The following is a 23,768-nucleotide window of genomic DNA, read 5'->3' on the forward strand; positions in this document are numbered from 1 at the left end:
CAGTAAGATGCATAAAATATAAAACGAACCTTTTTTTTGTAAAAATATAATGAAAATAACAGTTATTTTGTTAAAAATTCAAGAATCTATGATAATCTATGTTATGTAGTAAAATCGACAAATTTATATGTGGTTTGCAGTAATGAAATTAACTGTAATAATTGTTTTCTACTTAATAAAAAATTTAAAACTATCTTAATTAAGGGTTAAATCAATTAATGAAAATCAGTGCAATATTTTATTTTCAAAAATATTGTGATATGCTACAAAATAGAGAAAAATAAATGGGGTGTTTATTAACATGGATACAAAAGACTTTAAACGTTTAGAAAAAATGTATTCCCCGCGATACTTACCCGGATTAGATGGATTGAGGGCATTCGCAGTTATAGGAATCATTATTTATCACTTGAATGCACAATGGTTAAGTGGGGGCTTTTTAGGAGTAGATACATTCTTCGTTATTTCAGGTTATTTAATAACAAGTTTGTTGATAAGTGAGTATTATCGGACGCAAAAAATCGATTTGCTAGAGTTTTGGAAGCGACGATTGAAACGACTCATTCCGGCAGTGTTATTTTTAATCTGTGTCGTGCTTACGTTCACACTGATATTTAAACCGGAATTGATTATACAATTGAAACGAGATGCTATTGCAGCTATATTCTATGTTTCAAACTGGTGGTACATTTCACAGAATGTAGATTATTTTAACCAATTTGCTATTGAACCACTCAAACATTTATGGTCTTTAGCCATTGAAGAACAATTTTACTTGCTTTTCCCATTGGTTATCACGTTCTTATTACATAGATTTAAACCGAGAAATATTATTCAAACGCTATTTATTGTATCGTTGATTTCTTTAGGACTTATGATAGCGATTCATTTTATCACTGGAGATAATTCACGTGTGTATTTTGGGACAGATACACGACTGCAAACTTTATTGCTTGGTTGTATATTAGCATTTATTTGGCCACCGTTTGCTTTGAAAAAAGATATTTCTAAAAAGATTGTCGTATCATTAGATATTATAGGGATATCTGGTTTTGCGGTGCTAATGACTTTGTTCTTTATAGTTGGAGACCAAGATCAATGGATATATAATGGAGGATTTTACATTATATCATTTGCAACTTTATTCATTATTGCGATTGCGGTACATCCTTCTAGTTTATTTGCTAAATTTTTAAGTATGAAACCTTTGCTAATTATAGGTAAACGATCATATAGCTTATATTTATGGCATTATCCTATCATTGTTTTTGTGAACAGTTATTACGTACAAGGACAAATACCGGTATACGTTTATATTATAGAAATTTTGTTAACAGCGTTAATGGCTGAAATTTCGTATCGCTTTATTGAAACCCCTATACGTAAAAAAGGATTTAAAGCTTTTGCATTTTTACCTAAAAAGAAGAGTCAATTTGCTAGAACTGTGTTAGTTATCTTATTATTGATTCCATCTATCATCGTGCTCAGTGGGCAATTTGATGCGCTTGGTAAACAACATGAAGCTGAGAAGAAAGAGAAGAAGACGGAATTTAAAACAACGAAGAAAAAGGTCGTTAAAAAAGATAAGCAAGAGGATAAGCAGACGGCGAATAGTAAAGAGGATATTAAAAAGTCATCACCACTATTAATTGGTGACTCGGTTATGGTGGATATTGGTAATGTCTTTACTAAGAAAATACCAAATGCACAAATTGATGGTAAAGTTGGACGGCAACTCGTTGATGCTACACCAATTGTGAAATCGCAATATAAAGACTATGCTAAAAAAGGTCAAAAAGTTGTAGTAGAGCTTGGTACAAATGGGGCATTTACGAAAGATCAATTAAATGAATTATTGGATAGTTTTGGAAAAGCAGACATATATTTAGTTTCTATTAGAGTACCTAGAAATTATGAAGGTAGAATAAATAAATTAATATACGAAGCAGCTGAAAAGCGTCCTAATGTACATCTAGTCGATTGGTATAAAGCTTCTGCAGGTCATCCAGAGTACTTTGCTTATGACGGCATACATTTAGAATATGCAGGTAGTAAAGCATTGACTGATTTGATTGTAAAAACGATGGAAACACATGCTACAAATAAGAAATAACTTGATGCACTAAACTTTTGAAATATTACATTACTTCTGATATTTATTATCAAAAAGGATGTATTTCATTAAAAGTTTAGTGCTTTTTTATTTTCAAATCCCATGTTAACAGTGCAGAAAAAGTGTTGTGAACATTCTAATTGGTATATTACATTCAATGATGCTTTGTTAGGAACAGATTACATTATGATAACAAAGACCACAAGGTACCTAATATCTGTTATAGTTTGTTTTGTCGCAAAACTATAAAAGTTGTAATTATTTGCATAATAAAAAAGATAAAAAATATAAAATTTAAAATAATTGAGTCGCTAATGACTATATGTATAGAGTGTTTTGATTATTGGGAGGATATTTAATTATGAAAAAAATCGTTACAGCTACAATCGCTACAGCAGGACTTGCCACTATCGCATTTGCAGGACATGATGCACAAGCCGCAGAACAAAATAACAATGGATATAATTCTAATGACGCTCAATCATACAGCTATACGTATACAATTGATGCACAAGGTAATTATCATTACACTTGGACAGGAAATTGGAATCCAAGTCAATTAACGCAAAACAACACATACTATTACAATAACTACAATACTTATAGTTATAACAATGCATCTTACAATAACTACTATAATCATTCATATCAATACAATAACTATACAAACAATAGCCAAACAGCAACAAATAACTATTACACTGGTGGTTTAGGTGCAAGTTATAGCACAACAAGCAATAATGTTCATGTGACTACAACTGCAGCTCCATCTTCAAATGGTCGTTCAATTTCTAATGGTTATGCATCAGGAAGTAACTTATATACTTCAGGACAATGTACTTATTATGTATTTGATCGTGTTGGTGGGAAAATTGGTTCAACATGGGGCAATGCTAGTAATTGGGCTAGCGCAGCTGCATCATCTGGCTATACAGTGAACAATACACCAAAAGCTGGCGCTATCATGCAAACAACACAAGGCTATTACGGTCATGTTGCTTACGTTGAAGGCGTTAACAGCAACGGTTCTGTTCGTGTTTCAGAAATGAACTATGGACATGGTGCTGGTGTGGTTACATCTCGTACAATTTCAGCAAACCAAGCAGGTTCATATAATTTCATTCATTAATCAAAGGTAAATCAAATGACGTCAATATTCTCTAACGTGAGAGTATTGGCGTTTTTGTTTTATATAAATATAAATGAGAGCGGTTTATTCACTGATCTTTAGGGAACTAAGTAATAAAATGATAATTTATACTATGTCAGTATGATTGAGAGTGATTCAATTTAGATGAAAACCATGAAAAAATATATCAAAACAGCATTTTTCTGTAGTATGTATTGGTTAATTGTTCAACTAAATATAGCAAATTTAGGTACAAGAATTCCTGACAAGTATTTTCGTCAGAAGCATATAATATTTAAATCATTTAACTTTGAGAAGCATGGAAAATTTTGGAACAAATGGTTTTACGTAAGAAAATGGAAGCATAAGATTTTAGATGGTCATAAGCTTAATCGAAATATATATGATCAGCGTCATTTAATGACAATCAATACTGATGAAATTGAAAAAATGATTATAGAGACAAAGAGGGCAGAGTTGATCCATTGGATATCGATACTTCCAGTCATCATATTCATTAAAGGACCTCGTTTAGTAAAGTATATAAATGTTTTCTATGCAATGATAGCTAATGTTCCAATCATTATTGTGCAACGTTATAATCGACCGAGATTAACGCAGTTACTACGCATATTAAAACGAAGAGGTGAACGTCATGACTAAACATATCATCGTTATTGGTGGTGGCTTAGGTGGGATTTCTGCAGCAATTCGAATGGCACAAAGTGGCTATTCGGTCTCATTATATGAACAAAATAATCATATAGGAGGCAAAGTGAATCGTCATGAATCAGATGGCTTTGGCTTTGATTTAGGTCCATCTATTTTAACGATGCCTTATATTTTTGAAAAATTATTCGAATATAGCAAGAAGCAAATGTCAGACTACGTTACAATCAAGAGATTGCCACATCAATGGCGTAGCTTTTTTCCAGATGGAACGACTATCGATTTGTATGAAGGTATTAAAGAAACAGGTCAGCATAATGCGATATTGTCGAACAAGGATATAGAGGAACTGCAAAATTATTTGAATTATACAAGACGAATCGATCGTATTACTGAAAAAGGGTATTTTAACTATGGTTTAGATACACTATCTCAAATTATTAAATTTCATGGACCATTAAATGCACTTATTAATTATGATTATGTACATACTATGCAACAGGCCATAGACAAGCGTATCTCGAATCCATTCTTGCGACAAATGTTAGGCTATTTTATCAAATATGTAGGTTCTTCATCATACGATGCGCCAGCAGTATTATCTATGTTATTCCATATGCAACAAGAGCAAGGCCTTTGGTATGTAGAAGCTGGAATCCATCATTTAGCCAATGCCTTGGAAAAGCTAGCGCGTGAAGAAGGTGTCACAATTCATACAGGTACACGTGTGGACAATATTAAAACATATCAAAGACGTGTGACGGGTGTCAGATTAGATACAGGTGAGTTTGTAAAGGCAGATTATATTATTTCAAATATGGAAGTCATACCTACTTATAAATATTTACTTCACCTTGGTACTCAACGATTAAACAAATTAGAGCGGGAATTTGAGCCAGCAAGCTCAGGATATGTGATGCATTTAGGTGTTGCTTGCCAATACCCGCAATTAGCACATCATAATTTCTTTTTTACGGAAAATGCTTATCTCAATTATCAACAAGTTTTTCATGAAAAGGTATTGCCAGATGATCCGACCATTTATCTAGTAAATACGAATAAAACTGATCACACACAAGCGCCAGTAGGTTATGAAAATATCAAAGTCTTACCACATATTCCATATATTCAAGATCAGCCTTTTACAACTGAAGATTATGCGAAGTTTAGGGATAAAATTTTGGATAAATTAGAAAAAATGGGACTCACTGATTTAAGAAAACACATTATTTATGAAGATGTTTGGACACCGGAGGATATTGAAAAAAATTATCGTTCTAATCGTGGTGCAATATATGGTGTTGTAGCAGATAAAAAGAAAAACAAAGGATTTAAATTTCCTAAAGAAAGTCAGTATTTTGAAAACTTGTACTTTGTAGGTGGATCAGTAAATCCTGGTGGTGGCATGCCAATGGTTACATTAAGTGGGCAACAAGTCGCAGACAAAATAAACGCGCGAGAAGCGAAGAATAGGAAGTGATATCTATGAAATGGTTATCACGAATATTAACAGTAATAGTGACCATGTCTATGGCGTGTGGTGCATTGATATTTAATCGTAGACATCAGCTAAAGGGGAAAACGCTGAACTTCAATCATAAAGCATTAACAATTATTATTCCGGCTAGAAACGAAGAAAAAAGAATAGGTCATTTACTACATTCGATAATACAACAGCAAGTTCCAGTAGATGTCATTGTTATGAATGACGGATCGACAGATGAAACAGCACGTGTAGCGCGTTCATATGGTGCGACTGTAGTAGATGTTGTTGATGATGCTGACGGCAAATGGTATGGGAAATCACATGCTTGTTATCAAGGTGTGACGCATGCATGTACGAATCGTATTGCTTTTGTAGATGCTGATGTAACTTTCTTAAGGAAAGATGCTGTTGAAACGTTGATTAATCAGTATCAATTACAAGGTGAAAAAGGATTGTTAAGCGTACAGCCTTATCATATAACAAAGCGTTTCTACGAAGGGTTTTCAGCGATATTTAATTTAATGACAGTCGTTGGTATGAATGTATTTTCTACCTTAGACGACGGTCGGACTAACCAGCATGCATTTGGACCGGTGACATTAACAAATAAAGAAGATTATTATGCAACTGGAGGTCATAAAAGTGCGAACCGTCATATTATTGAAGGATTTGCTTTAGGAAGTGCATATACTTCACAATCATTGCCCGTAACAGTTTATGAAGGATTTCCATTTGTTGCATTTCGCATGTATCAAGAAGGATTTCAGTCATTACAAGAAGGATGGACAAAGCATTTGTCAACTGGGGCAGGTGGCACAAAGCCTAAGATCATGACAGCAATTGTGTTGTGGTTGTTCGGTTCTATCGCGAGTATTTTAGGGCTATGTCTTAGTTTAAAATATCGCCAAATGTCTGTAGGAAAAATGTTAACAGTTTACTTGAGCTATACTACACAATTTATTCATCTGCATCGAAGGGTCGGCCAATTTTCTAATTTATTAATGGTATGTCATCCATTGTTATTTATGTTTTTCACTAAAATTTTCATCCAATCTTGGAAACAAACGCATCGTTATGGTGTAGTTGAATGGAAAGGTCGTCAATATTCTATATCTAAAGAACAATAAATCAAGGTAATGGCATTTCAATATAGGAGGACTAGTATGACAATGATGGCTATGAATTTTAAATATTGTCATAAAATCATGAAGAAACATTCAAAAAGCTTTTCTTACGCTTTTGACTTGTTACCAGAAGATCAAAGAAAAGCGGTTTGGGCAATTTATGCTGTGTGTCGTAAAATTGATGACAGTATAGATGTTTATGGCGATATTCAATTTTTAAATCAAATAAAAGAAGATATACAATCTATTGAAAAATACCCATATGAACATCATCACTTTCAAAGTGATCGTAGAATCATGATGGCTCTTCAGCATGTTGCACAACATAAAAATATCGCCTTTCAATCTTTCTATAATCTCATTGATACTGTATATAAAGATCAACAATTTACAATGTTTGAAACGGACGCTGAATTATTCGGATATTGTTATGGTGTTGCTGGTACAGTAGGTGAAGTATTGACGCCGATTTTAAGTGATCATGAAACACATCAGACATACGATGTCGCAAGAAGGCTTGGTGAATCGTTGCAATTGATTAATATATTAAGAGATGTCGGTGAAGATTTTGAAAATGAACGGATATATTTTAGTAAGCAACGATTAAAGCAATATGAAGTTGATATTGCTGAAGTGTACCAAAATGGTGTTAATAATCATTATATTGACTTATGGGAATATTATGCAGCTATCGCAGAAAAAGATTTTCGAGATGTTATGGATCAAATCAAAGTATTTAGTATTGAAGCACAACCAATCATAGAATTAGCAGCACGTATATATATTGAAATACTGGACGAAGTGAGACAGGCTAACTATACATTACATGAACGTGTTTTTGTGGATAAGCGGAAAAAAGCAAAGTTGTTTCATGAAATAAATAGTAAATATCATAGAATATAGGTGGTTGAATAATGAAGATTGCAGTAATTGGTGCAGGTGTCACAGGATTAGCAGCGGCAGCCCGTATTGCTTCTCAAGGTCATGAAGTGACGATATTTGAAAAAAATACTAACGTAGGCGGGCGTATGAATCAATTAAAGAAAGACGGCTTTACATTTGATATGGGCCCCACAATTGTTATGATGCCAGATGTTTATAAAGATGTATTTACAATGTGTGGTAAAAATTATGAAGATTATATTGAATTGAGACAATTACGTTATATTTACGATGTGTATTTTGACCGCGATGATCGTATAACGGTGCCTACAGATTTAGCTGAATTACAGCACATGCTAGAAAGTATAGAACCTGGTTCAACGCATGGTTTTATGTCCTTTTTAACAGATGTTTATAAAAAATATGAAATTGCACGTCGCTATTTCTTAGAAAGAACGTATCGCAAACCAAGTGACTTTTATAATATGACGTCACTTGTGCAAGGTGCTAAGTTAAAAACGTTAAATCATGCAGATCAGCTAATTGAACATTATATTGATAACGAAAAGATACAAAAGCTTTTAGCGTTTCAAACGTTATACATAGGAATTGATCCAAAACGAGGCCCGTCACTATATTCAATTATTCCTATGATTGAAATGATGTTTGGTGTGCATTTTATTAAAGGCGGTATGTATGGCATGGCTCAAGGGCTAGCGCAATTAAATAAAGATTTAGGCGTTAATATTGAACTTAATGCTGAAATTGAGCAAATTATTATTGATCCTAAATTCAAACGAGCTGATGCGATAAAAGTGAATGGTGACATAAGAAAATTTGATAAAATTTTATGTACGGCTGATTTCCCTAGTGTTGCGGAATCATTAATGCCAGATTTTGCACCTATTAAAAAGTATCCACCACATAAAATTGCAGACTTAGATTACTCTTGTTCAGCATTTTTAATGTATATCGGTATAGATATTGATGTGACAGATCAAGTGAGACTTCATAATGTTATTTTTTCAGATGATTTTAGAGGCAATATTGAAGAAATATTTGAGGGACGTTTATCATATGATCCTTCTATTTATGTGTATGTTCCAGCGGTCGCTGATAAATCACTTGCGCCAGAAGGCAAAACTGGTATTTATGTGTTAATGCCGACTCCGGAACTTAAAACAGGTAGCGGAATCGATTGGTCAGATGAAGCTTTGACGCAACAAATAAAGGAAATTATTTATCGTAAATTAGCAACAATTGAAGTATTTGAAGATATAAAATCGCATATTGTTTCAGAAACAATCTTTACGCCAAATGATTTTGAACAAACGTATCATGCGAAATTTGGTTCGGCATTCGGTTTAATGCCAACTTTAGCGCAAAGTAATTATTATCGTCCACAAAATGTATCGCGAGATTATAAAGATTTATATTTTGCAGGTGCAAGTACGCATCCAGGTGCAGGCGTTCCTATTGTCTTAACGAGTGCGAAAATAACTGTAGACGAAATGGTTAAAGATATTGAGCAAGGCGTGTAAGGGAGTAGTCTAAGAGAAAGATGTGAGAAAAGTATAAGGGGAACGTAAAAGGCATAGTGAAATAAGTATGTGCTTAAGAAGTTTTATTTAACAATGAATGACGCCTGTTAAGGTTCACGTTTGAATACGTACCTTGATGGGCGTTATACTTTATATAAGCATATCTAACTGGTTGCGCATGCGGATATGCATGGCAGTTGAATCATAACGATTGAGTGTATATTAATCTGAAAATTCCTAATATTGACAATAATATTGTACCTACCTAAAATGAAAATAAATTCATTCAATACAACGTGTGTCATAAGTTCTGTTGAACATAACGGTGAATGGCGATGTCATTGTAACCATCTAAATGAGAGTGATACAAGTTGTTAGGATTATGATAGTCGCCCAGGCTATGTTTAATGATAGAGGAGGAATTTGATGATCTCTAACAAATTAGCAAATATCCCTGATAGTTATTTCGGGAAAACGATGGGACGTAAAATCGAACATGGACCATTGCCATTAATTAATATGGCAGTTGGAATCCCTGATGGGCCCACGCCACAAGGTATTATTGATCATTTTCAAAAAGCACTAACTATTCCTGAAAATCAAAAATATGGTGCTTTTCATGGTAAAGAGATGTTCAAGCAAGCCATTGTAGATTTTTATCAAAGACAATATGATGTGACGTTAGATAAAGAAGATGAAGTATGTATTTTATATGGTACAAAAAATGGATTAGTGGCAGTACCAACATGTGTTATCAATCCAGGAGACTATGTATTACTACCTGACCCAGGCTACACTGATTATTTAGCAGGTGTACTTTTAGCTGATGGCAAGCCTGTTCCGCTTAATTTAGAACCGCCGCATTATTTGCCAGATTGGTCCAAAGTTGATTCACAAATAATAGATAAAACAAAACTCATTTATTTAACGTATCCAAATAATCCAACTGGATCGACAGCTACGAAAGAAGTTTTTGATGAAGCGATAGCTAAATTTAAAGATACAGACACTAAAATCGTGCATGATTTTGCTTATGGTGCTTTCGGTTTCGACGCTAAAAATCCTAGTATACTTGCTTCGGAAAATGGGAAAGATGTTGCGATTGAAATTTATTCCTTGTCTAAAGGTTATAACATGTCAGGTTTTAGAGTCGGTTTTGCAGTTGGTAATAAAGATATGATTCAAGCTTTGAAAAAGTACCAAACGCACACAAATGCTGGGATGTTTGGTGCATTACAAGATGCCGCAATATATGCTTTGAATCATTATGATGATTTTTTAGAAGAACAAAGCAATGTATTTAAAGCACGACGTGACCGATTCGAAGCCATGCTTGCAAAAGCTGATTTGCCATTTGTTCATGCTAAAGGTGGTATATATGTATGGTTGGAAACACCGCCTGGTTATGACAGCGAGCAATTTGAGCAATTTTTAGTGAAAGAGAAGTCAATACTTGTTGCTCCAGGGAAACCATTTGGAGAGAATGGTAATCGTTATGTGAGAATCTCATTGGCGTTAGATGACCAGCAATTAGACGAAGCTGCAATAAGATTAGCAGAATTAGCATATTTATATAAATAATAAAGTTAAGGGTGATGTTAAAATGACAAAAATTAAAATCATGAGTGTACGTGATGAAGATATGCCTTATATCAAGGCGTGGGCAGAGAAACATCATGTTGAGGTAGATATTACTAAAGAAGCATTAACTGATGACAATGTTGAAGGTGTCGCTGGTTATGATGGCTTATCGCTATCACAACAAATACCATTATCAGGGCATGTTTATAAACGATTAAATGAACTAGGTATTAAACAAATCGCACAACGTAGTGCTGGATTTGATACATATGATTTGGAGTTAGCAAACAAGTATAACTTGATTGTGTCAAATGTGCCGTCATACTCTCCGAATTCAATTGCGGAGTTTGCTGTGAACCAGGCTATTAATGTGGTTCGTCATTTTAATCAAATTCAAACGAAAGTCCGAGAGCATGATTTTAGATGGGAACCTACTATTTTATCGAAATCCATTAAAGATTTAAAAGTAGCTGTTATTGGTACAGGTCGAATTGGCCGTGTAGTAGCCGATATATTTGCCAATGGTTATCAAAGTGATGTGGTCGCATATGACCCGTTTCCTAATGCTAAAATTGCAACGTATGTCGATTACAAAGATACGATTGAGGAAGCGGTTGAAGGTGCTGATATCGTGACATTACATGTACCTGCAACGAAATATAATCATTATCTATTTAATGCTGAATTATTTAAACATTTTAAAAAGGGCGCAGTATTTGTCAATTGTGCGAGAGGTTCTTTAGTAGATACTAAGGCGTTATTAGACGCATTAGACAATGGTGTGATTAAAGGTGCAGCACTTGATACGTATGAATTTGAACGCAAACTTTTCCCAAGTGATCAAAGGGGCAAAACACTGAACGATCCATTGTTAGAATCGTTGATTGACAGGGAAGATGTCATATTAACACCACATATTGCGTTTTATACTGAAGCTGCAGTTGAAAATCTAATTGTCGATGCATTAGATGCAACATTAGATGTATTGCAGACTGGAGATACTAGGTTACGAGTAAATTAAAAATCGAACTGATGAGATAATTTGGATTGTTGGGATTCTCATCAGTTCGATTTTTTAATTTGGTGTTGATGACGTTGAATATTGCCTAATTAAACGACATCGTAACCTTGATCTTCAATTGTGTCTTTCATTTGAGATACAGCAACTTTACTGTCATCATATTGAACACTTACTTGACCATTTTCAAGGTTAACTTCAGCTGAAGTGACACCGTCAATATTATTTAATGCAGATTCAACAGCACTTTTGCAGTGACCACAGCTCATACCTTCAACATTTAAAATTTCTTGTGACATAGCATTCACCTCCTTTTAGGGAGTGGGACAGAAATGATATTTTCGTAAAATTTATTTCGTCGTCCCACCCCGGCAAAGTTGACTAGAATTGAAAAAAGCTTGTTACAAGCGCATTTTCGTTCAGTCAACTACTGCCATTATAACTTTGTAGAGCATAGAGCATTGATTTATGTCTCAGGCTCTTATGCAGTTGGAGCGAAGATCCAACTGTAAACCGCGACATTATAGAGCCAATCACTAGCCTATCTCAGAATCACCAACGAATCCTTCATTATTCAGGAATCTAGGCATCTTTACGGCGTGGTTCTAATCGCATCTTTTTCAATCTAAGTGCGTTTGTGACAACACTTACTGAACTTAGTGCCATTGCAGCACCAGCAACCCATGGCGCAAGTAAGCCCAATGCAGCTATAGGGATACCGGCAATATTATAGCCGAATGCCCAAAATAGATTTTGACGAATATTACGAATGGTTGCTTTACTTGCATAAATGGCTTTAGGAATAAGCATCAAGTCGCCACCAAGAATAGTAATATCAGCTGCTTCAATGGCAACTTCTGTACCTGTACCAATGGCGATACCGATATCAGCTTTAACTAATGCAGGTGCATCATTTACACCGTCACCAACCATCGCAACCTTCTTACCTTGTTGCTGTAGTTTCGCAATTTGTGCAGCTTTTTCTTCTGGTAAAATATCTGCAATAACAGTATCTATGCCTACTTGTTTTGCAATGGCTTGAGCAGTGTTTTTATTATCGCCAGTTAACATGGCAACTTCAATGCCCATATCATGCAATTGTTTTATAGCATCTTTGGCATGATCTTTTACAGTATCTGCCACTGCGATGATACCAGTTAATGAATAATTAACAGCAATGAGCATAGCAGTTTTACCATCTCGTTCATAATGTGTTAAATCATCAGAAATATGCTTAGGCAAGCTAATATCATTGTCAGCCATTAATTTACGGTTACCAACCAATATATGGTGATGATCAATCGTTGCTTCAATTCCATGACCAGGTACTGATTTAAATGTTGTCGTCTCAGTTAATGTTAATTGCTTTTCTTTTGCATAATTGACAATGGCTTCTGCCAATGGGTGTTCAGAATCTTTTTCAGCAGTAGCAAGTAGTTGTAGCGTTTGATCGTCACCATGATAATCTGTCACGACTGGACGACCATTTGTAATGGTACCCGTCTTATCTAAAACGATGGTATCAATTTGATGTGTGCGTTCAACAAACTCGCCACCTTTAAATAAAATACCATTTTCAGCAGCGCGACCGGTACCTACCATAATAGAAGTTGGTGTAGCAAGTCCTAATGCGCATGGACAAGCAATGACGAGAACGGAAATACTCGCAACAAGTGCAGGTTCAAATGTACCTGGTGTAACTAAAGTAATCCACACGATAAATGTTAATAGTGCGATACCAACAACGATAGGAACGAAATAACCAGAAATAATATCTGCCAATCGCTGAATCGGCGCTTTAGAACTTTGAGCTTCTTCGACAACTTTAATAATATTTGCCAACGCAGTGTCCCCGCCAACTTTTGTTGCTGTCATAGTAATAGTACCGTTTTTGTTCATCGTTGAACCAATTACAGTATCATCAACATTCTTTTCAACAGGGATAGATTCACCTGTTAACATAGATTCGTCGATGGCAGTCATACCTTTAATAATTTTGCCATCAACAGGTATCTTTTCACCTGGTTTAACGATAAGTGTATCTCCAACATGTACCTCATTTAGAGGAATCATAACTTCATTACCGTCTTTTAAAATGCGTGCTTCTTTAGCTTGTAAACTTAATAATTCGCCAAGCGCATTGGTTGTTTGAGACTTCGCTCTAGCTTCTAAATACTTACCGAATAAGATTAAGGTAATTAGTACGGCGCTTGTTTCAAAGTATAAATGCGGTTGCGTTGTTGAGCCATTTAGCCAACGAACCATTTCATAAATACTGTAAAAATATGCTGCACTTGTACCAACAGCAACAAGTACATCCATATTGGCGCCACCATTTCTTAAGTTTTTATAAGCACCTACATAAAATTGCCATCCAATAATAAATTGTACAGGTGTAGCTAAAATAAATTGGAACCATGGATTCGTAAATAGTGCTGGTATATGCATATTGAAAAGATGCACAAACATTAACATTAATAGCGGTAAAGATAATACTGCTGATATGATAAGCTTAATCAATTTATGTTGTAGCGCTTCAGCTTTGCGTGACGTTTGATCTTTATTGTTATCTTTAATAGACGCGTCATAACCTAATTTTTGAATGCGAGTGACAAGTTTATCAGCATCTGTTTCTTCAGGATAATAGTCAACTTTAGCTTGCTCTGTTGTTAAATTGACCGTTGCATTTTGAACGCCGTCCATTTTATTTAACACTTTTTCAATACGGCTTGAGCATGCAGCACAAGTCATGCCTGTAATGTCTAATTCGACAGTTTCTACAGCGACACCGTAACCTAAATGTTGAATCGTATTAATAAATTCTTGGACATCATGTTGATCAGGGTTATACTCAACAGTTGCTTTCTCTGTAGTTAAATTCACTTGGGCATTAACGTCATCAAGTTTATTCAGTTTCTTTTCGATACGATTTGAACATGCGGCACAAGTCATACCAGTGATATCTAATGTTGTTTTTTTCGTATTAGCCACATTATTGCCTCCCTGTGATTCATTGTTACACGTCTAATGTACCCCCTATAGGTATATAAGTCAATCGTTGCGTTTTACTTTTACCAATTTTAAAAAGAAAAAGAGAGATTGCCGTGCAAACATTGCACAACAATCTCTCTATTTAGCATCTATATAAAAGAAGTCGTAATTAATATTAAAGGATGTATGAATGAAAGGTAAAACTTAAATGACTTCTGGATTTGCAATTCTTAGGTGACTTAAAAGAAATCAGATGGGTTAAATTCTTTCGCATGTAAATTTTTAAAATTATTAAGATGGATGACTTTATCATCATCTTTGTTGTCTGACAACTGACGACTCGTGTCGTTTGTCATTTCGTAATCTTGTATCGTTTTAACTAAACCTAGAATGATTAAGATAGCAACTGTGCCTGTAATTAATATTCTCATCGCTATCATACTCCTTTATATTTCTCTTACTCACATTGTACGTTAATAGATTAAAAAATGAATGCGTCTGTAGTATTGAATTTATCTACTACTTTAGCAGTATTTGATGTGAGAATTGTATAGATAAGGGTGATAAGGTCATGATTTCATAATGTTATAGCGAATTAGTTGCATAGGCGAATGTTTATTTGATTAACTTTTAAACAAGTAAATAAGTTATTAGGAGTTGAAAGGTGTAATGACTGAAAAAGAAAAAATGTTAGCAGAAAAATGGTACGATGCAAACTTTGATCAAGACTTAATCAATGAACGTGCACGAGCGAAAGATATTTGCTTTGAATTAAATCATACAAGACCGAGTGACACAAATAAAAGAAAGGAATTAATCGATCAATTATTTCAAACAACAACGGACAATGTCGAACTCGCAATTCCTTTTGATACTGATTATGGATGGAACGTTAAACTTGGGAAAAATGTCTTTGTAAATACCAATTGTTATTTTATGGATGGTGGACAGATTACAATTGGCGATAATGTTTTTATTGGACCTAATTGTGGATTCTACACAGCAACACATCCACTTAATTTTCATCATAGAAATGAAGGTTTTGAAAAAGCCGGACCCATTCATATTGGCAGTAATACTTGGTTTGGCGGACATGTAGCTGTGTTACCAGGGGTGACGATTGGAGAAGGTAGTGTGATTGGTGCAGGTAGTGTTGTCACAAAAGATATTCCGCCACACAGTTTAGCGGTTGGAAATCCTTGTAAAGTCGTTCGTAAAATTGATAATGAGGTACCATCAGAAGCATTGAACGATGAAACACTAAATTAGTTGTCATGACGCTTCTAAATTTTAAAAAGTAACTAATCATTTTCAAAATGCTTGAGAAGAAAGGTATAAAGCACAAAAATGAAAGCGATTGCAAAACCGACCTTACTCATAGTAAAATGAGTTTAAATGATGTTATATCATTAAATCAAAGGGTTAAACCACTTTCAAAATTTATAGGGGGTAAGTGTACATGGTAGTAGAATTTAAAAATGAACCTGGTTACGATTTTTCAGTCCAAGAAAATGTGGATATGTTTAAGAAAGCATTGAAAGACGTGGAAAAAGAATTAGGTCAAGACATACCATTAGTGATTAATGGAGAGAAGATTTTCAAAGATGACAAAATTAAATCAATCAATCCTGCAGACACATCACAAGTGATTGCAAATGCATCAAAGGCAACAAAACAAGATGTTGAAGATGCATTTAAAGCAGCAAACGAAGCTTATAAATCTTGGAAAACATGGTCAGCAAATGATCGTGCAGAGCTTATGTTACGTGTTTCGGCAATTATTCGTCGTCGAAAAGCGGAAATTGCAGCAATTATGGTTTATGAAGCAGGTAAGCCATGGGATGAAGCAGTTGGTGATGCAGCTGAAGGTATTGATTTTATTGAATACTATGCACGTTCAATGATGGACTTGGCTCAAGGTAAGCCAGTACTTGATCGTGAAGGTGAACACAATAAATATTTCTATAAATCAATTGGTACAGGTGTTACAATTCCACCGTGGAACTTCCCGTTTGCGATTATGGCTGGTACGACTTTAGCACCAGTTGTTGCAGGTAATACAGTGTTATTGAAACCTGCTGAGGATACACCTTATATCGCTTATAAATTAATGGAGATTTTAGAAGAAGCAGGATTACCAAAAGGCGTAGTTAACTTTGTTCCTGGCGATCCGAAAGAAATTGGTGATTACTTAGTTGATCATAAAGATACGCATTTCGTTACATTTACAGGATCACGTGCGACAGGTACTAGAATTTATGAACGTAGTGCCGTTGTTCAAGAAGGTCAAAACTTCTTGAAACGTGTTATCGCTGAAATGGGTGGTAAAGATGCCATTGTAGTTGATGAAAATATTGATACAGATATGGCAGCAGAAGCTATTGTAACGTCAGCGTTTGGTTTCTCTGGTCAAAAATGTTCAGCATGTTCACGTGCAATTGTGCATAAAGACGTTTATGACGAAGTATTAGAAAAGTCAATCAAACTAACAAAAGAATTAACGTTGGGCAATACTGTAGACAATACGTATATGGGCCCGGTTATTAATAAAAAACAATTTGATAAGATTAAAAATTATATCGAGATTGGTAAAGAAGAAGGTAAATTAGAACAAGGTGGCGGCACTGATGATTCAAAAGGTTACTTTGTAGAACCAACAATCATTTCAGGACTTAAATCTAAAGATAGAATCATGCAAGAAGAAATTTTTGGTCCAGTTGTTGGCTTTGTGAAAGTTAACGATTTTGATGAAGCAATTGAGGTTGCAAATGATACAGATTACGGTTTAACTGGTGCAGTGATTACAAATAATCGAGAGCATTGGATTAAAGCGGTAAACGAATTTGATGTAGGTAATTTATACCTTAACAGAGGCTGTACATCAGCAGTTGTTGGATACCATCCATTTGGTGGTTTCAAAATGTCAGGTACGGACGCTAAAACAGGTAGCCCAGACTACTTATTACACTTCTTAGAACAAAAGGTTGTTTCAGAAATGTTCTAATGCTTCATAATGAACAAGGGCCATCCATTGCGGTTGGCTCTTTTTATTTATAACTTTAAAAATTAAGTAATAGCAACCATATTTTTAGAAAAGGATTATAGGTATAAGAATGTGAGATACGTTATTTCAATAATAATGGGAATTGTATTAGTAATTTGGTCATTTAAACAACTGAGTCAAAGTCATTTAGATAGCGGATTTATTTTTTTCTTCATAGTTTATGTGTTGTGTATCAGTTATTTTAATAGCGATAAGCACGATAAAAATAAAAAACGATAGTAGTACACGAATTCATTAATGTGTAAACTATCGTTTTTATTATGAATGTTGGTAACGCTTATGAGCCTCTAATCTACTATTTAATCTTAATATTTATTACCTTATGGAAAATTTTATCAATTTCCTCGCTAGGCCAATCAATTTTTTCATCTTTAATCCAATGTAAAAATCCTTCAATCAATGAACCGTATATATAAAATAGTAAATTATTAGGAATATCTCCATCGACATCAATTCTGTCGCTATTGTTTTTGATGTCGTCATTCATAATTTTAATGCAAACATTTTTTAAAACTTTATTAAACTCTGCATCTTCTTGTTGGAAGTCTGCTACTTTTTGTAAGTCTTCTTTATTATTAATTGTATCGTTAATCGTTTGGAATGGGTGGTTAAGGCGATCACTAATATCAGTCGCAAAATATGCTTTGGTCAATTGATTGAACAAATATTCAAGTAAGTCATATTTATCATAAAAATGTTTATAAAATGTTGTACGGTGTACGAGCGCGTTATGACATATTTGGTTGACGGTAATTGTTTGGAACAGATGTTGTTCTAACAATTGAAGCAAACTTGAAGACAATGCTTTCTTTGTCTTAATCACTCTTAAATCGGTCTCTTTCATCTACATTTCTCCTTAATATGTAGTTTAAAATACAGAATTCAAAAATTAGTTCTTTAAGAGGTTGGTTATAGATACTATAATCGAACAATAATCTACACTGTATAGTTAAACTGTAACGTTGATTTTAAAGGGAGGCAATATATTTGGCGAAATTTTTATACAAGATGGGTACATTTATCGCAAAGCATAAGTGGTCCACATTAATCGCATGGGTAATTATTGTAGCTGCAATATTTATACCAATTGCTACAAATGCACCGAAATTTGATAATGATATTAAAATGACTGGTTTAAAGTCATTAGACACGAATGAAAAGATTGAAAAGCATTTTAATCAAGATAGTGAAAAGGCACAAATTCGTGTGGTCTTTAAGACGACTAAAGATGATGGTATTGTGCAACCGAGTATCACTAAAGATATTAAGAAAACGTTAGATGATATTAAAAAAGATGACAAGCACATTGATAAAGTATCAGATCCATACGAAAATAAGCAAATTAGTAAAGACAAAACAACGGCATTTGCAGATATCACATATAACGTGAGTCAAACATCTTTGAAAGATGATTCTAGAGATAATATTAAAAGTCATTTAAAAGATTTGCGTGACAATCATAATGTACAGACTGAATTAACAGGAACAGGTATGACCTCTACAGAAGTAGGCGGTAATTCTGAACTAGTTGGTATCATTGTTGCATTTGTAGTGTTATTGATTACATTTGGTTCAGTCATTGCTGCAGGATTACCAATTATAAGTGCATTGATTGGTTTAGCATCTGGAGTTGGCATTATTAGCCTATTGACCTATGTCTTTGATATACCTAATGTTACATTAACTTTAGCGGTAATGATTGGGCTCGCTGTTGGTATCGATTATGCATTATTTATTTTGTTTAGATATCGACAAGTAATGAAAACTGAAACAGACTATGTTAAAGGTATCGGACTTGCAGTGGGAACAGCAGGTAGTGCAGTCATCTTCGCTGGTGTGACAGTTGTGATTGCCGTATGTGGTTTATCGCTAGTTGGCATAGATTTCTTAGCAGTGATGGGGTTTGCTTCGGCAATTAGTGTTATATTTGCTGTATTCAGTGCACTGACTTTATTACCTGCGTTAATTAGCATTTTCCATAAACGCATTAAAGTGAACAAATTGCAGTCTAATTTTAAAAAAGATATTGATACGCCGTGGTCTAAATTTATTACTGGTAATGCACTTGCAGCAGTATTATTAGGTTTAATTATATTAGTTGCAGCGGCTATTCCAGTTAGTCATATGCGTCTAGGCATTCCGGATGATGGCGTAAAGCCAGCAGATTCTACTCAGAAAAAGGCTTACGATATTATTTCAGATAAGTTCGGTGAAGGATTTAATGGCCAAATACCGATGCTGATTAACGTTAAAGATAAAAAAGATGATCCACAAGGATTACAACAAGATTTACAATCTGTGTATAAAGATATTAAAGATAAGAAAAATGTAGATATTGTTACTCCGCCACAAATGAGTAAAGATAATGATTACGCTTTGATGGTCGTGATACCTAAGCAAGGGCCTAATGCAGAGAGTACAAACGATTTAGTGCATGATTTACGAGATTATCATAAAGATGCACAAGATAAATATGGGTTCAAAACGGAGATTTCAGGACAAAGTGTCATTAATATTGATATGTCTAAAAAGTTAAATGAGGCGATACCTTTATTTGCAACAGTAATTGTTGTATTGGCATTTTTCTTATTAATGATTGTCTTTCGTTCAATTCTAATACCGTTAAAAGCAGTTTTAGGATTCGTCTTGTCATTAATGGCAACACTAGGTTTTACAACCTTTGTAATGCAAGATGGCTTTATGAAAGGATTATTCGGCATAGAAACGACAGGACCAATGCTAGCCTTCTTGCCGGTTATTACAATTGGTATACTATTCGGCTTAGCAATGGATTACGAAGTCTTCCTTATGTCGCGAATTCATGAAGAATATAGTAAAACAGGGGATAATGATTATTCTATCAAAGTAGGATTGAAAGAAAGTGGTCCTGTTATTGTAGCAGCTGCATTAATCATGTTTAGTGTCTTCTTTGCGTTTGTATTCCAAGAAGATGTCATGATTAAATCAATGGGTATGGCATTAGCGTTTGGTGTACTCTTTGATGCCTTCGTAGTCAGAATGATGTTAATTCCTGCATTAACTAAATTGTTTGGAAAAGGTTCGTGGTATTTACCAGCATGGTTGAATCGTATTATTCCACGAGTTGATATTGAAGGACATGCACTTGAAAAATATAAAACGGTTGAATCACAGGAATCTGAAGCTAAAGATAGTAAGGAAACATACGACACAACCTTTAAAGTATATCCACAAGGTGCAACAAATGTATCGAAACATCAAGATGTACATGGGCAAGATGATGCACGTTCAATAGTACTAGATGATAAAACGATGGCATTGTACCAAGAAGTGAAACAGCAAACGACGAATCCATTGTTCTTATATGATGCTTTAATGGATTATCAAAACAAGCATCAACTAAATTCAAAACAACAAGCAACGAATATAGAACAGTTGAATAAAAATATTGAAAAACTCAATCAATTGTTAGAAAAAAACTTAAGAAATAAATCATAAAATAACATGTACATGCCTCCGCTTTAAATGTCTATCAATGACATTTGAAGCGGAGGTTTTTTGCATGGAAGCGATTATACAAAATATTTTTGCAATGTCACAAATTTTACATGAAAAATGAAATTTATTTAAATAAAGTATTGCGAGCTACAATTTTAAGGGTTATGATTTTTAAGTGATAATGATTATTATTTCTAATAGGAGAGCGAAATAGTATGTTAAACATTAAAAATGGTGAAATGAATAAGGCTTATAAAATAAAGCGAATGGATATTGCTAATGAGAATATGTTGTATCGTCTAAGTGCCTTTGGGTTAACAGATGACGCTATCATAACGATTAAACAAAAATGTTTATTTAAAGGGCCATGCATTATTGAAGTAAACGGACAACAGTTAAGTATTAGACATTGCGATGCTTGTTCTATTGCATTAGAAGAATAGGAGTCGGACGAATGGAAAATTATTGTATTTTAGGAAATCCTAATGTTGGTAAAACATCTTTGTTTAACGCTTTAACTGGTTCGTATGAATATATAGGCAACTGGAGTGGCGTAACGGTAGAGAAAAAAGTAGGGAAGCTAAAAGAAAATGTAGGACAATTAATTGATTTACCAGGTACATATGATTTATCGCCGATTTCTAAAGATGAAACTGTAGTGACAGACTATTTATTAAACGATTCATTTTCAGGAATCATTAACATTGTTGATTCGAGTCAACTAAAAAGAAATATGCAATTAACAGTACAATTGTTAGAACTTAATCAACCAATATACATCGGATTAAATATGATCGATGTAGCTACAAAGCGCGGGATAAAAATCGATTATCATAAATTGATGAAAAAGTTAAAAACACCTATTTTTCCAGTTGTGGCACGTACAGGCAAAGGAACTAAACATTTACTTGGCGAAATAAAGCATCTAGGGGAAGGGTATCGACCGCATTTTAAAATCAATTATGGTGAGAAGATTGAAGAGACAATTAAAAATATGTGTCAAATAATAATGACAGAGACATCTCATGATAAGTATCAAGCTAGGTTTATTGCGATTCAATTCTTATTAAATAACATGCAAATTGCAAACGAACTTAATTCAGAGGTTGTAAATAAATTGTCGAGTTTACGTTATCAAGTTGCTGAACAAGTAGGGGCTGTATCTGTTCGTCGAGAGATGGAGCGTATACGCAATCATTATATTGAGACATTATTGCAAGACGTGGTAACGTATCCAGATGAAGATAAGCAATATTTCAGCTCTAGAATAGACAAGATATTAACACATAAATATATAGGGATGCCTATTTTTCTAGCGATTATGTGGTTGATCTTTCAAACTACATTTACATGGATTGGCACACCTTTGTCGGATCAACTCGATGCATTTATAGGTGGTACATTTACAGATAGTGTGAAGACGATTATGAATTATCTTGGCGTTATACCATTTTTACAAGATTTAATTACAGATGGCATTATTGCTGGTGTAGGATCAGTATTAGTCTTTGTACCACAAATTGTTGTGCTCTTTTTCTTTATATCTTTATTAGAAGATTCAGGTTATATGGCACGTATTGCGGTTTTAATGGATCGTATTATGGAATCGTTCGGTTTAAGCGGGAAGTCTTTTATACCGATGATTATCGGATTTGGTTGTAACGTACCGAGTATTATGGCTGCGCGCAGTATTGAAAATGAAAAAGAGCGTTTAACAACGATATTAATTGCACCATTCATGTCATGCTCTGCTAGACTGCCAGTGTATGCGTTGTTCGTAGGTATCTTTTTCAAAGAGAATCAATCTTTAGTAGTATTAAGCTTGTATGTTTTAGGTATTATTATGGCATTTTTAGTTAGTACAGTACTTACTAAGACGGTTTTAAAAAATGATAATGCAATCTTTATTGTGGAATTGCCAACATACCGTGTGCCTTCCATTAAAACGTTGTGGCGTAGTACTTGGGAAAAGGCTAAGGGCTTTGTTCGTAAAGCAGGTACATTTATTTTTGGCGGCTCAGTAGTCATTTGGCTATTAAGTTATGTAGGGCCACATGGTATCAATGTGAATATCAATCAAAGTTTTTTACATATGGTTGGTAGCTTCTTTGGTATGTTAGTGCAACCGCTCGGATTTGGAACATGGCAAGCAGGTGCTACGTTAGTGCCAGGATTTTTAGCAAAAGAAGTTATCGTAAGTTCGATGGCGATTATCTATTCATCAGGTGATGCAGGCCTTGTTAATGTGATTCAAAATCAATTCACACCGCTATCTGCGTATGCATTTATGATATTTATACTATTGTATATTCCTTGTGTTTCTACAGTGGCAGCAATCCGTAAAGAGACTTATTCATGGAAATGGACGGCACTTGCAGTTGCCTATCCTCTAGTCACTGCATATGTCTTAACATTCATTTTTTATCAAGTCGGACATTTATTTGTTTAAGGAGTGGTTAAAGTGTCAATCATTATTAACATTTTAATTTTTTTAGCAATTTTCGGATATGCCTTGTATACGTTAGTTAAATTTTTCAAACGTTCGAAACAAGGAAAATGTGGTACATGTGACATTGATCGTGATTGTTGTGGAACAGAACAACACACAGCGAATCATTTTCCTGGGAAATAATTTTAAAAATGAGCACAGGAGAGGGCGTCCTGATGCTCATTTTTTGATACGCTATATGTTA

At 34.3% G+C, this 23,768-nt stretch carries 20 protein-coding genes; 16 read left to right on the forward strand and 4 right to left on the reverse strand.

All coding sequences use genetic code 11. The features are described 5' to 3' along the window. Positions 1–301 precede the first annotated feature (301 nt). From JV528_RS06120 to JV528_RS06160, 9 genes are all read left to right on the forward strand, one after another. Positions 302–2,113, forward strand: a complete 1,812-nt coding sequence (locus JV528_RS06120) for an acyltransferase family protein (protein WP_000379815.1) — start codon at positions 302–304, stop codon at positions 2,111–2,113. 361 nt (positions 2,114–2,474) lie between these two features. Beyond that, complete coding sequence (locus JV528_RS06125) at positions 2,475–3,242, forward strand: CHAP domain-containing protein (protein WP_000725219.1); 768 nt, start codon at positions 2,475–2,477, stop codon at positions 3,240–3,242. Positions 3,243–3,416: 174 nt separating this feature from the next. Next, a complete protein-coding gene (crtO, locus tag JV528_RS06130) occupies positions 3,417–3,905 on the forward strand; it encodes a glycosyl-4,4'-diaponeurosporenoate acyltransferase (RefSeq protein WP_001807273.1) in 489 nt (162 codons plus the stop codon). Further along, positions 3,898–5,391: a phytoene desaturase family protein gene (locus JV528_RS06135; protein ID WP_000160463.1), complete on the forward strand. Its 1,494-nt coding sequence runs from the start codon at positions 3,898–3,900 to the stop codon at positions 5,389–5,391. The genes crtO and JV528_RS06135 overlap by 8 nt, the downstream gene beginning before the upstream one ends. A gap of 5 nt (positions 5,392–5,396) precedes the next feature. After that, positions 5,397–6,524 carry a glycosyltransferase family A protein gene (gene crtQ, locus JV528_RS06140; protein ID WP_204177320.1) on the forward strand — a complete coding sequence of 376 codons (1,128 nt, stop codon included), beginning with the start codon at positions 5,397–5,399 and terminating at the stop codon, positions 6,522–6,524. A 36-nt stretch (positions 6,525–6,560) separates the two neighbouring features. After that, positions 6,561–7,424 (forward strand): 4,4'-diapophytoene synthase CrtM, encoded by an 864-nt coding sequence (gene crtM / locus JV528_RS06145; protein ID WP_000178302.1) that lies wholly within the window; start codon positions 6,561–6,563, stop codon positions 7,422–7,424. Positions 7,425–7,435: 11 nt separating this feature from the next. Further along, positions 7,436–8,944 (forward strand): phytoene desaturase family protein, encoded by a 1,509-nt coding sequence (locus JV528_RS06150; RefSeq protein WP_000686193.1) that lies wholly within the window; start codon positions 7,436–7,438, stop codon positions 8,942–8,944. 426 nt (positions 8,945–9,370) lie between these two features. Next, positions 9,371–10,525 (forward strand): aminotransferase class I/II-fold pyridoxal phosphate-dependent enzyme, encoded by a 1,155-nt coding sequence (locus JV528_RS06155; RefSeq protein ID WP_000625067.1) that lies wholly within the window; start codon positions 9,371–9,373, stop codon positions 10,523–10,525. A 22-nt stretch (positions 10,526–10,547) separates the two neighbouring features. Then, positions 10,548–11,546, forward strand: coding sequence for a D-lactate dehydrogenase (locus JV528_RS06160; protein ID WP_000161375.1), 999 nt, complete (start codon positions 10,548–10,550; stop codon positions 11,544–11,546). A gap of 89 nt (positions 11,547–11,635) precedes the next feature. Here JV528_RS06160 and copZ read toward each other — a convergent pair whose 3' ends face one another. From copZ to cwrA, 3 genes are all read right to left on the reverse strand, one after another. Beyond that, positions 11,636–11,842: a copper chaperone CopZ gene (gene copZ, locus JV528_RS06165; protein WP_000076663.1), complete on the reverse strand. Its 207-nt coding sequence runs from the start codon at positions 11,840–11,842 to the stop codon at positions 11,636–11,638. Between the two features lie 283 nt (positions 11,843–12,125). Beyond that, entirely contained in the window at positions 12,126–14,534 is a 2,409-nt protein-coding gene (locus JV528_RS06170; RefSeq protein ID WP_065316498.1) for a heavy metal translocating P-type ATPase, read from the reverse strand. Between the two features lie 239 nt (positions 14,535–14,773). Then, a complete protein-coding gene (gene cwrA, locus JV528_RS06175) occupies positions 14,774–14,965 on the reverse strand; it encodes a cell wall inhibition responsive protein CwrA (protein WP_001221404.1) in 192 nt (63 codons plus the stop codon). Between the two features lie 238 nt (positions 14,966–15,203). On the opposite strand from cwrA, the gene JV528_RS06180 reads away from it, so the two are divergent. The 3 genes from JV528_RS06180 (at position 15,204) to JV528_RS06190 (ending at position 17,817) form a co-directional block, all read left to right on the forward strand. Beyond that, positions 15,204–15,803, forward strand: coding sequence for a sugar O-acetyltransferase (locus JV528_RS06180; protein WP_000136494.1), 600 nt, complete (start codon positions 15,204–15,206; stop codon positions 15,801–15,803). 190 nt (positions 15,804–15,993) lie between these two features. Next, positions 15,994–17,538 (forward strand): L-glutamate gamma-semialdehyde dehydrogenase, encoded by a 1,545-nt coding sequence (gene pruA, locus JV528_RS06185; protein ID WP_000259692.1) that lies wholly within the window; start codon positions 15,994–15,996, stop codon positions 17,536–17,538. 111 nt (positions 17,539–17,649) lie between these two features. Beyond that, a complete protein-coding gene (locus tag JV528_RS06190; protein ID WP_078061130.1) occupies positions 17,650–17,817 on the forward strand; it encodes a hypothetical protein in 168 nt (55 codons plus the stop codon). Between the two features lie 76 nt (positions 17,818–17,893). Here JV528_RS06190 and farR read toward each other — a convergent pair whose 3' ends face one another. Continuing rightward, positions 17,894–18,442: a fatty acid efflux pump transcriptional regulator FarR gene (gene farR, locus JV528_RS06195; protein WP_000665224.1), complete on the reverse strand. Its 549-nt coding sequence runs from the start codon at positions 18,440–18,442 to the stop codon at positions 17,894–17,896. A gap of 143 nt (positions 18,443–18,585) precedes the next feature. Here farR and farE point away from each other — a divergent pair, with 143 nt between their 5' ends. From farE to JV528_RS06215, 4 genes are all read left to right on the forward strand, one after another. Beyond that, positions 18,586–21,075 (forward strand): fatty acid efflux MMPL transporter FarE, encoded by a 2,490-nt coding sequence (farE, locus tag JV528_RS06200; RefSeq protein ID WP_001051436.1) that lies wholly within the window; start codon positions 18,586–18,588, stop codon positions 21,073–21,075. A gap of 215 nt (positions 21,076–21,290) precedes the next feature. After that, entirely contained in the window at positions 21,291–21,518 is a 228-nt protein-coding gene (locus JV528_RS06205) for a FeoA family protein (protein WP_000932073.1), read from the forward strand. An 11-nt stretch (positions 21,519–21,529) separates the two neighbouring features. After that, positions 21,530–23,524, forward strand: coding sequence for a ferrous iron transport protein B (gene feoB, locus JV528_RS06210; RefSeq protein WP_000432916.1), 1,995 nt, complete (start codon positions 21,530–21,532; stop codon positions 23,522–23,524). A gap of 12 nt (positions 23,525–23,536) precedes the next feature. Continuing rightward, complete coding sequence (locus JV528_RS06215) at positions 23,537–23,707, forward strand: FeoB-associated Cys-rich membrane protein (RefSeq protein ID WP_000022350.1); 171 nt, start codon at positions 23,537–23,539, stop codon at positions 23,705–23,707. Positions 23,708–23,768: the final 61 nt, after the last annotated feature.

Source organism: Staphylococcus sp. GDB20D11A, assembly GCF_016893255.1.
In the GTDB taxonomy this organism is placed as follows: Bacteria; Bacillota; Bacilli; order Staphylococcales; family Staphylococcaceae; genus Staphylococcus; species Staphylococcus aureus.